This window comes from Oligella sp. HMSC09E12, assembly GCF_001808505.1.
Classification (GTDB): Bacteria; Pseudomonadota; Gammaproteobacteria; order Burkholderiales; family Burkholderiaceae_B; genus Oligella; species Oligella urethralis.
Window position 1 is genome coordinate 283,648 of record NZ_KV793615.1, and the last position, 13,942, is coordinate 297,589.

The following is a 13,942-nucleotide window of genomic DNA, read 5'->3' on the forward strand; positions in this document are numbered from 1 at the left end:
CAGCGTAACGTCATTTATACAGGTTTGCCGGTAGCGGCAGAAAAAGACAGTAGGAGTCAATCAATGCATGTGATAGTGTTAGGTGCTGGTGTTATTGGTACCACCACCGCGTATTATTTAGCTCGTGAGGGTTTTAAAGTAACCGTTATTGAGCGCTTATCACAGGTGGCTCACGAGGCCAGCTATGCAAATGCGGGACAAATCTCGCCGGGTTACTCAACCCCTTGGGCCGCCCCTGGGGTTCCTTTAAAAGCCCTTAAGTGGCTGATGGAAGAGCATGCGCCCTTAGCCATTAAGCCGACCTTGGATATGAGTCAGTATCGCTTTATGTGGCAAATGCTGATGCATTGTAATGCCAAGGATTATGCGATTAATAAGGAGCGCTTAGTACGGATTTCAGAATATAGTCGTGACGTGATGGATAAGCTACGTCAAGAAATTGATATTCACTTTGATGAGCGCCAACTAGGCACCTTGCAGCTGTTCCGTACGCAAAAGCAGGTCGATGCGGCAGCCAAGGATATTGAAGTGCTACGGGAAATGGGCGTCGCCTATGAGCTCCTGGATACGCAGGGTGTGGCACGGGTGGAGCCTGCCTTGGCCAAGGTCTCACACAAGATTGCCGGCGGTTTACGACTGCCCGGTGACCAAACGGGTGATTGCTTGAAATTTACCACGAAATTAGCAGAAAAAGCCAAGGAGCTCGGCGTCGAATTTCGCTTTGAGCAAAAATTAGAGCGTTTTGAATTAGAACGTGGTGCCATCAAGGGCGTGATTATTAATGGCAAAAAGGAAACGGCAGATCACTATGTGGTTTGCTTAGGTTCTTTTACACCACAGTTTATTAAGCCATTAGGTTTAAATGCGCCGATCTACCCGATGAAGGGCTACTCAATCACCGTACCTATCACCAATCCTGAAATGGCACCGGTATCTACGGTATTGGATGAAACCTATAAAGTTGCGGTCACCCGCTTTGATGATCGCATCCGTATCGGTGGTATGGCTGAATTACGTGGTTTTGATTACAGCCTCAATCCGAAGCGTGAAGCCACCTTAAGAATGATTTGCCAGGATCTCTATCCTGAAGGCGGTGACTTAAGTGGTGACGTCTCGTTCTGGACAGGTTTAAGACCCAAAACCCCTGACTGCACACCGATCATTGGTAAAACGAAGTATCCTAATCTCTTTATTAATGCCGGTCACGGTACCTTAGGTTGGACCATGGCCTGCGGTTCGGCCCAGTTATCAGCGCATTTACTGGCTAATAAAACGCCAGAAATCAGCATTCAGGGCTTAGATATTTCGCGTTATTAAGCTTTTTTATATTGTTTATGAAACCCCTTGTGTGAGCACAAGGGGTTAGCTTAGGTTGCACAAAAAATCCATACGTGGATAGGAGATACATAGGAGATCCATATGAAACAGAAGTTTTTAATTGCGATGGCGTATATGTCGGTCGTTATTGGTGGTGGTTTTGCCTCGGGTCGCGAGGTGATTGAATTCTTTACCGGCTATGGGGCATGGGGTATAGGTGGCTCATTGGTAGCGGCCTTTTTATTTGCCTTTGTCGGTATGCAAATTGCTCAGATCAGTTCCAGAATGCAGGCTAAATCACATCATCAGGTGTTGGCTCGTTTATTCGGTAGTACCGGCGGTGCCTTAGTGGATTATTTATTGATATTTTTCCTCTTTGGCGTTGGCGTGATTATGTTGGCAGGGGCAGGTTCCACCTTTGCGCAGCAGTTCGGTTGGGATAGGTTGACGGGCTCAATTGTGATGGCGCTAGCGGTTGTATTAACGCTATGTCTGAACCTGAAAAGCATCATTTATTTAATCAGTGCAGTGATTCCCTTTTTGTTACTGGTGATTTTATCGGTGATGGCGTATGCTGTTTTTAATGGTACCTTTGATGTATCAGCGCAAGACCTGCATGCCGAGCAATTTAGTGTGATTAACTTACTGGGTTGGGAGGTGCCTAGTTGGTTTATGAGTGGCGTGCTTTATGCCGCTTTTAACGTGGGCGTGGGTTTCCCTATGTTAGCCGTGATTGGCGGTATGACCAAATCGGAAAGTGCTGCTGGTCAAGGGGGTATTATAGGTGGTTTAGGTCTAGGTGTTTTAATCGTATTCCTCAATATTGCGCTGTATCTTAATATTGATAAATTGCATGCGATTGAAGTGCCGACCCTCTTACTCTCTTCTCAAATGCACCCGCTGTTAGGCTATGTTACCGTGGCTGCGCTGTTTGCGATGATTTACAGTACGGCGGTGGGCATGTTCTTTGCTTTCGCCTCACGCTGGGCTGCTCCTAATAGCAGTAAATTCCGTGTGATCGCAGTGCTAAGTACTGTGGTTGGGGTGGTTTTAAGTCAGTTCGGCTTTGGTAGATTAGTGGGTTCCGTGTATCCGCTGATGGGCGTACTGGGTGTCGTGATTATTATCGCGATTATGTGGTATTGGCTAAAGACCAGAAAAGCGGCTTAAGCTAAACGATGAAGGGACTGATGTAAAGCGATTGAAGCCATCAGTCCCTTTTCTTTTTTTGGGGTGCTAAAGACGACGCGTTGGCGCTGAACGCATTGAGGCGTAATACGCTTGTCTACGCTGGCTTGATTGGTCGCCCAGGCGGCTTAGCTGGCGAGTAGACCCCTAAGCTCAGCTTTATTACTAATCACATCTGCCAAGGTATATTGATTAAGCACATTTAAAAAGCTTTGCGTAGCCTCAAAAAAGATGCGTTTCAGTTGACAGCGTGGTGAAATCTTGCAGTGGCTCGCCGTTAGCTCAGTTGTTGCTAGCGCTTGCCCCTGGCGCTGTGGCCTAAAGAATAACTCCTTATCCAAGGGGGCAAAGCATTCGACCAGGTTAAAGTCCACCTCGGTCTGCTTAATCACCTCAGCTAAATTAATACTGGCGGGTGATTTAGCTAAGCGAATGCCGCCGTTACGACCACGGACACTTTCAATGTAGCCAATGGTCGCTAATTGGTGGATAATTTTTGTTAAGTGGTTTTGCGAGATCTCAAATTCCTCGGCAATATTTTTAATATTCAGCAATTTCTCTTGATCTTCTTGGATAGCCAAGAAGATCAGACAGCGTAAAGCGTAATCACTATAGGTAGTTAAGCGCATCGTCTCAGCTTTTCTTTATTTAAAATGATGTAGATTACCCAAAAAGACCGTCAACACGATTTTTGCAAAGTATTGGAATATAACTCACACAGAATAAGGCAAAGCTAATAATCCAAGCGGTCTGAGCAATCATAATCCACATTATATAGTGATCCATACTAAAGAGCGGCAAGATAACGCGTGCGAGAAAAGCGATTACCATCAACATGAAAAGCCACGGTACGGTTTTAGGTGGTTGATGAATATTGCGCCCCGTATGCCCTAAAGAAACGCGAGAAATCATGGCGATGGTGATCATGCCGATACCAGAAAGGGCCAGACCATGCACTGCAATACTATGCGTGCCAAGATGAAATAAGTAGTGCAAGGCATAGAGTACTAAGCCAATACACATGCCAATGAAGCCCAGAAAAAGTGACCAGAGCAAGGGTTTGGTCCAAATGGCAGGGTGATACCAACCCCTTAAACGGATAAGATTCACTACCGCTGTAGCGATTGCGCTGACGCTGACCAAGATGGGGTTAGGGAAAAAGATATCAAAGATCATAAAGGCTAGGAAAAACACTAAACTCAAGCTATCTAGCGTTTTGGAATTGCGGATACTCAGTTCAATCGTTGGATTGTCGTAGCTTAAACCCTTTTGAATAAAAAAGGGCGTGACCCGACGACCAACGGTGAGTACGAGGGCAATCAGGAGGTAAAAACCTAAGTAAATACCAATGCGCATTAATTCAATATTGCCATTGAAGATTGCAAGATAACAAAGTGCGTTGCTGAGCGTGAGCAGCAGAATCTTGGCTACAATACCGGCTTGGCGCTTTTGCTTTACTTTAAGTACTGCCCGCACAACGGTATAGCACATTAAAATCATAAAGCTCATATCCGCTATAAAAGCAATCACCATCATGCTGTAACTGATGGCTTGGCCGGGATTAAAAGCGACTACTGCCCATAAACAACGTGCCACAGCCCACGGCGCAAAGATGCCGAGTAAGCGATAGCCATAGGGCATGGTGACACCGGTCCATGTTTGTACTGCGGTCAGTAAAAAACCTGCCACAATGGCCATGGTATAACCATAAAACATCTCATGCGCATGCCAATAAAAGGGATGAAATATCTGAGCAGCTAAGCTTAGTTTCCCGGTAAAAACAAATATCCACAGGAACATGGTGATGATCGCAAAGAGGGCACCACTCGCAAAAAAGATCCTGAATCCCATATTCAGGATAGGGTGCGGTGCCGAAGGCTTGGGTCCCGGGGCATGAATTTGCAGCATAGTAGACTCCTAAGACAATTATTATATTATGTATTTTATCTGCATATTATACGCTGAGGACGTTGCTTTGTCTAAGTAAAAGGACAATGATGACTATCGGCGGCTTGATTTTCTCTGCAGCGTCTTCTTTTTAGGGTAAATGGCTAAACTGGCTGTTATTGCGATAGTTTAAAGGCACTAATTGCTGCAATCCCATGGGCATGATGCGCTTGGGCAACTTCCAGATCAGTAGGACGCAATCCCCCAATGGCATAGACGGGACGGGAGGCTTGGGCGGCCAGTTCGGCAAATTTGTGCCACCCCATGGCGGCCTCATTTGGATGACTGCTACTAGCTAGTACATGCCCTAGGAGCATAAAATCCGCCGCCAATCGCCGTGCATTTAGGATATCGCCGAGATGATGGCAGGAAACGCCGAGTAGTTTGCTCTCTGCCAGGGGACGCTCTTCAAGCAGGATGGCATCAGCGGCGCGTAGTTGTACGCCATCTGCCGCTGCCCACCAGGCCTTGGGGTGCACGCTATTAATGAGTAATTTGGCCCCTTGAGCATGACAAAGTGCCAGCATATGCTCAAATAGTCGCTTTAGCTTAGGGCAAGCAGTCCCCGTTGGCCATTGGGGCTGACGGAACTGAAATAAGCGCACGCCTCGTTGAATTGCCTGTGCCACGTATTGGCTTAGCTCCTCGGGATCACTCTCCGGATGCCAAGCGGGGCTAATCGCATATAAGGCAGAAAGCTCACTTAACCAGCGCAAGGGTGCAATTGAGGCGGGGAGTAGCTTATCCAAGGTGGCCGCATCCTCGGCTTTAAACCAGCGTACACCCTGTTGACCCTCAATGCCTTTAGGCTCACCGTCCCAGGCAGTGACAAGGAAAAAGGCTAAGCGGACGCGGGTTTTAGGATATTCATAGTCATAGCATACCCATGGGCTTACTGTGGTGATTTGAATACCCAGCTCCTCCTTCAGTTCGCGCCCAAGGGCTGCGAGTGCCGTTTCCCCGGTTTCGATTTTGCCGCCTGGAAACTCCCACCAGTCGGGCCAGGACTTATCCCTAGGTCGTTGAGCTAATAACACCTCACCGGCGGCATTAATTAATACACCGACAGCGACATTCAGAAAGGGTTTGGTTGCAGACATAGGCGCTCCCGCAAGAATAAGTGAATATCATCGACTAGTCTTTTAGGTGTCGAGCGGTCCAATCACGGGCAAAATGCCGTGCCACCCGACCGGAACGTGAGCCACGCTCAAGCGTCCATTGTAAGGCCTCGGTGCGGCTTGCTTCGATGTGCTCCTGTGGGCAGCCCATTTGTTGTAGCCAGTATCTGACAATGGCTAAGTATTGGTCTTGGCTAAATGGATAGAATGATAGCCAGATACCAAAGCGCTCGGAGAGTGAGATTTTCTCCTCCACTGCTTCGCCCGGATGAATCTCACCCTGTGGTCCGCTACTGTGCTCTAGATTTTCCGTGTGATATTCGGGCATCAAATGACGTCGATTGGAGGTGGCGTAAATCAGTAAATTGTCGGCACTATCGGCGATGGAGCCGTCTAAAATAGATTTTAAAGCCTTGTAGCCCGATTCACCCTGCTCAAAAGATAAGTCATCGCAGAAAATGATAAAGCGCTCGGCACGTTCACGTACCAGATCGGCAATTTCACTGAGATCAGCTAAATCATCCTTATCAATTTCGATTAAGCGTAAGCCCGCATCGGCAAATTGGCTCAGCATGGCGCGCACTAAGGAGCTTTTGCCCGTGCCGCGAGTGCCGGTCATTAAGACATTGTTCGCTGGTTTGCCTTGTACAAACATACGGGTATTACGTTCTAAAATTTCCTTTTGACGCTCAATATGCAATAAATCAACCGGTTCAATGGTGTCGATCTTATAAATGGGTGCTAACCAGGCCGTATTGCCCTTGCGCCGCCAACGATAAGCAATCGCATTCCAATCGGTCGCTGGTGGGGTGGGCGGTAACCACGCTTGTAATTGTAATAACACCTGATGCGCTGTTTGCATCAACTCTGGCAAACTGGGCGTGCTTTCATCGGTGTGAGCGTGGTGTGGCTCATTGAGTGCTTTCTTAAGTTTTTTGTGCTTCGTCATAAAATATAAAATCTTGGGCTATACAATGATAATTTGAAGGGATGGCTACAAGATTAGCACCGCTAATTTTTAAAATGGCAAAATTTCCCCTATAATAGAATGATTTTAATTTCAAAGATTTTATTGAGGGGTAGGCAGCGCAGCCGAGTTGCGATAAAAAAGCATACAGGCGGTCCTTACTTGTTTATCATTCAATAAAGTTTTTGATTTAATTTTAAATTATCAGGAAGAGTCTTGAGCGCTACGCAGATTTTAAGTCCTATCTCGCAGGATATGGCAGCAGTTGACTTCGTTATACGTTCCTATTTGAATTCAGAAGTCGTGATGATTCGCACCGTTGGTGAGTATATTATCGGTTCCGGTGGCAAGCGACTGCGCCCGGCCTTGGTGCTGATGATTGCCAATGCACTGGGCTATCAGCCGAGAGAGCAGGAGTTTCAGGATCATCATTTATTGGCAGCAACGGTGGAGTTTATTCATACCTCAACCTTATTACACGATGATGTGGTAGATGAGTCCGATCTACGTCGCGGTCGGGAAACGGCGAATGCCGTCTTTGGTAATGCCGCCAGTGTGCTAGTGGGTGATTACTTATACTCACGCTCTTTTGAGATGATGGTGTCGGTGGACCGCATGGAGATTTTGCGAGTGCTTTCCCAAGCTACCACGGTGATTGCTGAGGGCGAGGTGCTGCAGCTGCTCAATGTTCATGATCCGGACGTCTCGGTTGAGCGTTATATGCAGGTGGTGCGCTACAAAACAGCCAAGCTGTTTGAGGCTTCAGCCGAGATTGGCGCGATTATTTGCGATGTGTCCGCTGAGCTAAGAGAGGCGGCTGCTGCGTATGGTCGCCATATGGGTACCGCCTTCCAGTTGATTGATGATGTGCTGGATTATTCTGGTGATGCCGAGGCGCTTGGCAAAAACGTCGGTGATGATTTACGTGAGGGTAAGCCAACCTTGCCCCTAATTCGTGTGATGGAAGTAGGTGATGCGGCGCAAGTTAAACTGATTCGCGATGCCATTGAGACGGGTGATGCGAATTTTGCCGAGGTAGCCGTTGCCATTCAGTCGACGGATGCTTTGCAATACACCCGTGCCTTGGCAGAGCGTGAGGCTAGGTTAGCCGAAGAGGCGATTGCCGATTTCCCCGATTCTATTTTTAAACAGTCACTCCTTCAATTAGCTCGCTTTGCCATTGAGCGAGACAATTAATTTATTACTAAGGAGATAGCCATGCCTGCTTATCGTTCTAAAACCTCCACCCATGGGCGTAATATGGCGGGTGCGCGTGCACTATGGCGCGCCACCGGTATTCAGGACAAGGACTTCGGCAAACCGATTATTGCTGTGGTTAACTCATTTGTTGAGTTTGTGCCGGGTCACGTCCACTTAAGGGACATGGGTCAATTAGTGGCTCGTGAGATTGAGGCGGCCGGTGGTATCGCCAAGGAGTTTAATACCATTGCCGTGGATGACGGGATTGCCATGGGGCATGATGGTATGTTGTACTCATTACCATCGCGCGAACTAATCGCTGATTCCGTCGAGTATATGATTAATGCGCATTGTGTTGATGCCATGGTTTGTATCTCGAATTGCGACAAAATCACCCCCGGGATGTTGATGGCGGCCTTACGCTTAAATATCCCTACCGTCTTTGTTTCTGGCGGTCCGATGGAAGCGGGCGAGATGCCTGCGGCGGCAAGTGGTGAGCAGGTGATTAAGCTTGACTTAGTGGATGCCATGATTAAGGCAGGCGATCCTGAGGTGTCTGATGAAGAAACGGCCTTGGTTGAGCAAAATGCCTGTCCTACCTGTGGTTCGTGCTCCGGTATGTTTACTGCTAACTCCATGAACTGTTTAAACGAGGCCTTGGGCCTAGCCCTACCGGGTAATGGCTCGATCGTAGCAACCCATGCAGCACGTAAGGAGCTGTTCTTAGAGGCTGGTCGTAAAATCATGGAATTGACCAAGCGCTATTATGAAAATGACGATAGCTCAGCCTTGCCGCGTGGTATTGCGACCAAGGCGGCCTTTGAAAATGCCATGACCCTTGATGTGGCCATGGGCGGTTCAACTAATACGGTTTTACATATTTTAGCGGCAGCGCAAGAGGCAGCAGTGGACTTTACCATGAAGGACATTGATCGCATCTCGCGTCATACGCCTTGCCTCTGTAAAGTGGCACCAGCAACCTCGCAATATCATATGCAGGATGTACACCGTGCCGGTGGTGTGATTGGTATTTTGGCGGAATTAAATCGTGCCGGTTTGTTGGATACCACAGCAAAGCACGTGGCAGGCCAGGATCTGGCGGATGTCTTACAGCGCTGGGATGTGATGTCGGAGAGCTGTAGCGAGGAAGCGGCGAAGTTCTACCGTGCTGGTATCGGTGGTGTACGTACGGTCAAGGCCTTTAGTCAAAATAACTACCATGAGCAGCTGGATACCGATCGTGTTGCTGGTTGTATTCGTGACAAGGCGCATGCCTATTCGCAGGATGGTGGCTTAGCCGTCCTCTATGGCAATTTAGCCCCTAACGGTTGTATTGTTAAAACGGCCGGCGTGGATGAAAGTATTTTAACCTTTACCGGTAAAGCGGTAATTTTTGAGAGTCAGGATGCGGCAACTGAGGGCATTTTAGGCGATCAGGTCAAAGCGGGCGATGTGGTGATTATTCGCTATGAGGGTCCTAAGGGCGGGCCCGGTATGCAGGAGATGCTGTATCCCACCTCCTACCTTAAGTCTAAGGGCTTAGGCGCTAAGGCAGCGTTGTTGACGGATGGTCGCTTCTCCGGCGGTTCCTCTGGTTTGGTGATTGGCCATGCTTCACCAGAAGCGGCAGAAGGTGGCAATATTGGCTTAGTAGAAGAGGGCGATCGCATCGAGATCGATATTCCGAATCGCACCATCCGCTTAGCCATCAGTGATGAGGAATTAGCAGCGCGACGCGAGCGTATGGAAGCGCGTGGTGCGGATGCCTGGAAGCCACTGCAACGTGAGCGCTATGTATCGCAAGCGCTTCGTGCCTATGCCGCGTTGGCCACCTCGGCGGACCGCGGTGCGGTTAGGGATGTCTCTCAGGTAGAGCGCAGACGCTAGACCTTAATCAAGGCCTTGAAGCTTGGTTTTTGAGGATTAGCGTAGGCTAGGGAGCGGTCACCGCATGGGTGTATCGCTCTTTTTTTCGTTTAGATGAAAAATCAATTAGGAGTAGCGTAGCATGCTTGCACAACAGGAAATTCAGACACAGCATGAGGGCGCCAAGCAGTCAAGCGAGATCTTATATCAGGAGCTGCAAAATGATATTCGTTTCTTGGGGCGCCTATTAGGTTTAAGTATTCAGGAATCCGAGGGTCAAGCTTTATTTGAGCAGATTGAGAATCTGCGCCGTCAAGCCGTGAGTGTACGTCGAACGGTGGTTGAGCAGACGGGCGATGAGGCGAAAAAGCAGGAAGTCATGCAGTCCTTGATTGATGAAATCAATCAAAAAAGCGATCAGGAGTTAAAGTCCTTAAGTCGTGCCTTTAGCTATTTTATGCACTTATCCAATATTGCCGAGGATAGATTGCAGCGGCGTTTGGACCATTTGGACCACCAAGTGGATAGACCCAATATGCATGGTTTAAGCGTGACCTTAGCGCGTTTAAATGAGGCCGGCGTATCAAGCCAGACGGTTTATGATTATTTGGATGAATTAAATATTGTACCGGTACTGACCGCACACCCTACGGAGGTACAGCGTAAAAGTATCTTGGATCGTCATCAAGTCATTTCCGACTCCCTACGTGAGTATCATCTTATTGATGAGCCGCGCCAAAAGGAAGCTATTGCGGAGCGTATTTTGGGGCAGATTCAATTGTTGTGGTATACGCGTATGCTGCGCTTTGATAAGCTGACCGTTGCCGATGAAATTGATAATGCGCTGAATTTTTATAACTCCACTTTCCTGCAGGTGATACCACAGCTTTACAGCAAGATGTATAAGTACCTGAGCAAGGATGTTAAGGTTGATAGCACAAAGGTTGCGCGCTTTTTGAGCATGGGCTCTTGGATCGGTGGTGACCGTGACGGTAATCCCTTTGTCAATGCCGATACCTTAAAAATGGCGATTTCCAAGCAGGCGGCAACAATTTTTAATCATTATTTAGCCGAAGTACATGCCTTGGGTACTGAGTTGTCCTTAAGTGAAGCCTTTGCCCCAGCCTCGGAGGAGTTGCGTGAATTGGCTGAACGTAGCCATGACCGCTCACCGCATCGTGAGGATGAACCCTATCGTCGAGCCATGATTGGTATGTATGCGCGTTTGGCAGCAACGGCTAAGCGCCTGAGCAATGGGCAAATTAGCCTAGCGCAGGCAGAGTTTGGGCGTGTCTATGAAAGTGCCGAGGAGTTTTTGCATGATTTAACTATCGTCGCCAATTCCTTAAATACCTATCATGCGGCGCGGGTAACCGATCTGCGTTTAAAAAATTTAATTTATGCGGTCAATGTCTTTGGCTTTCACTTGGCCACCATTGACTTGCGTCAAAGCTCCGATGTGCATGAACGTGTGTTAGAAGAGGTGTTTTTGCGTGCCGGGGTGCGGTTTAACGGTAAAAAGCTCATTTATAGCGAGTTGAGTGAGGAGCAAAAGTGCGAGCTTTTACTTAAGGAATTAGCGGAGATTCGTCCTTTAGTGGCTGCTTGGCAGGAATATAGCGAAGAGACCGAGCGTGAATTAGAGATTTTGCGAACCGCAGCGGCGATTCGTCAGCAGTACGGCTATCGTGCCATTACCCAAAGCATTGTCTCCCATACCGAGACGCTCAGCGATATGCTTGAGCTCTTGTTATTACAGCAAGAAACCGGTTTATTGCCTGTGGCCATGGATGCTCAGGGCGAGTTGCTCCCTTTTAAGGCCAATGAAGGCTTAATTGTAGTACCGCTTTTTGAAACCATTCCTGATCTACAAGCGGGCGCAAAGATTATGGACCAATGGCTTTCCATTCCATGGGTCAAGCAGCGCATTATGGAGTCGCAGGGCGGCATACAAGAGGTGATGCTAGGTTATTCCGACAGCAATAAAGACGGTGGTTATTTAACCTCCAACTGGTCGCTCTATGAAACGGAATTAGCCTTGGTAGAGGTCTTTAAAAAGCATGGTGTGGCCATACGCTTGTTTCATGGTCGCGGCGGTTCTGTCGGTCGTGGTGGTGGTCCAACTTATGAAGCGATTTTGGCGCAACCAGCAGGTACTGTGCAGGGTAAGATTCGCCTAACCGAACAGGGTGAGGTGATTCAGTTTAAGTATAAAACACCTCAAACCGGTTTGTGGAACTTGGAGCAGATTGTGACTGCCACCTTGCAAGCCAGTTTATTAAGTAAAAACGCGGCGCAAACTGGTGAGGAGGCCTGCGCCTTAGATGCAAAGGCTTGCGCAGAGCGAGGTTATCATGCGGTGGTGCAGTTTATGTCCACGTGCTCGGAAAAAGCCTATCGTGAGCTAGTTTATGGCACCGAGGGCTTTGCAAACTACTTTGTTGAGAGTACCACCGTGCGTCAAATTGCCGAGTTAAATATCGGCTCTCGTCCCGCCTCCCGTAAGGCTGGGCACCGGATTGAGGACTTGCGTGCGATACCATGGACCTTCTCATGGGCACAGTGTCGTTTAATGATTCCAGGTTGGTACGGTATGGGTACGGCACTACAAGCCTTTATTGAAGAGGGGATGGTAGATGCGGAGGGGCATGACTATCGGGCATGGTCGCGCGCAGAACGACTGCAACTATTGCGTAACATGGCGCAGGAATGGCCTTTCTTTAATACCCTCTTATCTAATATGGAAATGGTCTTGGCCAAAACCGATATCGCCATCGGTCGTCAGTACAGCACCTTGGTGCAGGATAAGGCACTACGAGAGGCGGTATTTAGCCAGATAGAAAAAGAGCTCGCTTTAACCTTAAGCTATTTTAAAGAGGTAGTGCAGCACGATTTATTGGCTGATAATACCAATCTTAAAAATGCTTTACAGGAGCGTTTTCTTTACGTCGATCCTTTGAACTATCTGCAAGTGAAGCTACTACATCGTTTGCGTGAAGTGGGCGAGGATACGGCTGAGAGCGCCGCCGAGCGTGGTAGTATTGCCCGTTCGGTGTTGATGACGATTAATGGCATTGCCACTGGTTTACGCAATACGGGTTGATTGAAGCGTGTGCTTTAGAAGGCGCCCGCCGCCTGTGGGCGCCTTGATTGAGCTGTAGCTGAGCTGTGAAGCTAGTTAGTGATGAATAATCATATGGTCGCGGTGAATCATATCGGTGGCGGTCACCGCACCCAGAATGCTTTCAATCTGTGAACTCGGCTTACCAATAATCTTCCGCGCATCTTCTGCACTGTAACTAACCAGACCACGGGCGTATTCATTACCCTCCTGATCGATACAGGCCACGAGGTCGCCCCGTCCGAAGTCGCCCCGTACCTCGGTGATACCGATAGGTAGCAGGCTTTTACCCTGGCGGGTCAGGGCTTGAATGGCACCCTCATCTAGCACCAAATAGCCACTCACATGTAAATGCGCTGCCAGCCATTGCTTACGTGCTGAGAGGATGGGGATTTTAGCTAATAGCTCGGTGCCAATGGACTCGCCCTGCATTAAGCGCGGGAGTAGATTGTCCACATGGCCGCTGGCAATAATGGTATGGGCGCCGCTACGAGCCGCGCGCTTGGCTGCCAGTACCTTGGTCAGCATGCCGCCGGTACCCACGTGCGTACCAGCACCACCGGCCATTTTTTCAAGGGCTGGATCACCCGCTTCGGCACGGTGAATAAACTGGGCATTGCTATTTTTACGCGGGTCACTGTCATAGAGACCCTCTTGGTCGGTCAAAATCACATAGACCTCAGCTTCAAGTAAATTCGCCACCAAGGCACCCAGCGTGTCATTATCACCCAGGCGAATTTCCTTGGTAATCACCGTGTCATTTTCATTAATAATAGGGATCACGTTTAATTCTAATAGGGTATTAAGCGCTGAACGAGCGTTTAAATAGCGGTGTCTGTCCGCTAAATCCTCATGCGTTAAGAGGACTTGTGCGGTTTGGATGCCGTATTCATTAAAGGCCGTCTCATAGGCTTGGGCTAGGGCGATTTGACCGACTGCGGCGGCTGCCTGCAATTGATTCACTAGCTTAGGTCGCTGAGCCCACCCTAGACGCGCCATCCCTTCGGCAATGGCGCCGCTGGAAACCAGTATCACCTGTTGCCCAGCTTGATGCAGATGCGCAATTTGGGCGGCCCAACGGGCAATTTCTCGGCTATCGATGCCCTTGCCATTATTCGTTAGGAGCGAGGAGCCGATTTTGATGACAACTCGTTTGGCATCTTTAACTAAGGCGGTTTGATGAAGTTCTGACATGGGGAATAAGACGTTCTACATTAG

The 13,942-nt window shown here is 48.6% G+C and carries 10 protein-coding genes; 5 read left to right on the forward strand and 5 right to left on the reverse strand.

Going from position 1 to position 13,942, the window contains the following annotated elements; all coding sequences use genetic code 11:
• Nucleotides 1-63 precede the first annotated feature (63 nt).
• Together HMPREF3179_RS11390 and HMPREF3179_RS11395 are read left to right on the forward strand one after the other, a co-directional pair.
• Nucleotides 64-1,317 carry a D-amino acid dehydrogenase gene (locus HMPREF3179_RS11390; protein WP_018025564.1) on the forward strand — a complete coding sequence of 418 codons (1,254 nt, stop codon included), beginning with the start codon at nt 64-66 and terminating at the stop codon, nt 1,315-1,317.
• Between the two features lie 102 nt (nt 1,318-1,419).
• On the forward strand, nt 1,420-2,487 hold the full coding sequence (locus HMPREF3179_RS11395; protein WP_048767797.1) for a YkvI family membrane protein: 1,068 nt from the start codon (nt 1,420-1,422) through the stop codon (nt 2,485-2,487).
• Nucleotides 2,488-2,633: 146 nt separating this feature from the next.
• Here HMPREF3179_RS11395 and HMPREF3179_RS11400 read toward each other — a convergent pair whose 3' ends face one another.
• The 4 genes from HMPREF3179_RS11400 to HMPREF3179_RS11415 form a co-directional block, all read right to left on the reverse strand.
• A complete protein-coding gene (locus tag HMPREF3179_RS11400; RefSeq protein WP_018025566.1) occupies nt 2,634-3,134 on the reverse strand; it encodes an RrF2 family transcriptional regulator in 501 nt (166 codons plus the stop codon).
• Between the two features lie 34 nt (nt 3,135-3,168).
• The gene (locus tag HMPREF3179_RS11405) at nt 3,169-4,413 is read right to left on the reverse strand and encodes an NnrS family protein (RefSeq protein ID WP_018025567.1); all 1,245 of its coding nucleotides are present in this window, start codon (nt 4,411-4,413) and stop codon (nt 3,169-3,171) included.
• 155 nt (nt 4,414-4,568) lie between these two features.
• Nucleotides 4,569-5,552, reverse strand: coding sequence for a Nudix family hydrolase (locus tag HMPREF3179_RS11410; protein WP_070471322.1), 984 nt, complete (start codon nt 5,550-5,552; stop codon nt 4,569-4,571).
• Nucleotides 5,553-5,586: 34 nt separating this feature from the next.
• Nucleotides 5,587-6,432 carry an ATP-binding protein gene (locus HMPREF3179_RS11415; RefSeq protein WP_070471384.1) on the reverse strand — a complete coding sequence of 282 codons (846 nt, stop codon included), beginning with the start codon at nt 6,430-6,432 and terminating at the stop codon, nt 5,587-5,589.
• A 321-nt stretch (nt 6,433-6,753) separates the two neighbouring features.
• Here HMPREF3179_RS11415 and HMPREF3179_RS11420 point away from each other — a divergent pair, with 321 nt between their 5' ends.
• The 3 genes from HMPREF3179_RS11420 to ppc all read left to right on the forward strand — a co-directional run bounded on the left by HMPREF3179_RS11420 (nt 6,754) and on the right by ppc (nt 12,706).
• Nucleotides 6,754-7,734 (forward strand): polyprenyl synthetase family protein, encoded by a 981-nt coding sequence (locus HMPREF3179_RS11420; protein WP_036558153.1) that lies wholly within the window; start codon nt 6,754-6,756, stop codon nt 7,732-7,734.
• Between the two features lie 21 nt (nt 7,735-7,755).
• Nucleotides 7,756-9,624 carry a dihydroxy-acid dehydratase gene (ilvD, locus tag HMPREF3179_RS11425; protein ID WP_048767804.1) on the forward strand — a complete coding sequence of 623 codons (1,869 nt, stop codon included), beginning with the start codon at nt 7,756-7,758 and terminating at the stop codon, nt 9,622-9,624.
• 121 nt (nt 9,625-9,745) lie between these two features.
• Complete coding sequence (ppc, locus tag HMPREF3179_RS11430; protein ID WP_081941495.1) at nt 9,746-12,706, forward strand: phosphoenolpyruvate carboxylase; 2,961 nt, start codon at nt 9,746-9,748, stop codon at nt 12,704-12,706.
• A gap of 75 nt (nt 12,707-12,781) precedes the next feature.
• Here the strand turns inward: ppc and proB are convergent, their stop codons facing one another.
• Nucleotides 12,782-13,918: a glutamate 5-kinase gene (proB, locus tag HMPREF3179_RS11435; protein ID WP_018025573.1), complete on the reverse strand. Its 1,137-nt coding sequence runs from the start codon at nt 13,916-13,918 to the stop codon at nt 12,782-12,784.
• Between the last annotated feature and the right edge of the window lie 24 nt (nt 13,919-13,942).

Coding starts and splice junctions, on each gene's coding strand:
- proB (WP_018025573.1), bottom strand. CDS start 13,918: ATGTCAGAACTTCATCAAACCGCCTTAGTTAAAGATGCCAAACGAGTT.
- HMPREF3179_RS11390 (WP_018025564.1), top strand. CDS start 64: ATGCATGTGATAGTGTTAGGTGCTGGTGTTATTGGTACCACCACCGCG.
- HMPREF3179_RS11395 (WP_048767797.1), top strand. CDS start 1,420: ATGAAACAGAAGTTTTTAATTGCGATGGCGTATATGTCGGTCGTTATT.
- HMPREF3179_RS11410 (WP_070471322.1), bottom strand. CDS start 5,552: ATGTCTGCAACCAAACCCTTTCTGAATGTCGCTGTCGGTGTATTAATT.
- ilvD (WP_048767804.1), top strand. CDS start 7,756: ATGCCTGCTTATCGTTCTAAAACCTCCACCCATGGGCGTAATATGGCG.
- HMPREF3179_RS11405 (WP_018025567.1), bottom strand. CDS start 4,413: ATGCTGCAAATTCATGCCCCGGGACCCAAGCCTTCGGCACCGCACCCT.
- ppc (WP_081941495.1), top strand. CDS start 9,746: ATGCTTGCACAACAGGAAATTCAGACACAGCATGAGGGCGCCAAGCAG.
- HMPREF3179_RS11415 (WP_070471384.1), bottom strand. CDS start 6,432: ATGCAAACAGCGCATCAGGTGTTATTACAATTACAAGCGTGGTTACCG.
- HMPREF3179_RS11400 (WP_018025566.1), bottom strand. CDS start 3,134: ATGCGCTTAACTACCTATAGTGATTACGCTTTACGCTGTCTGATCTTC.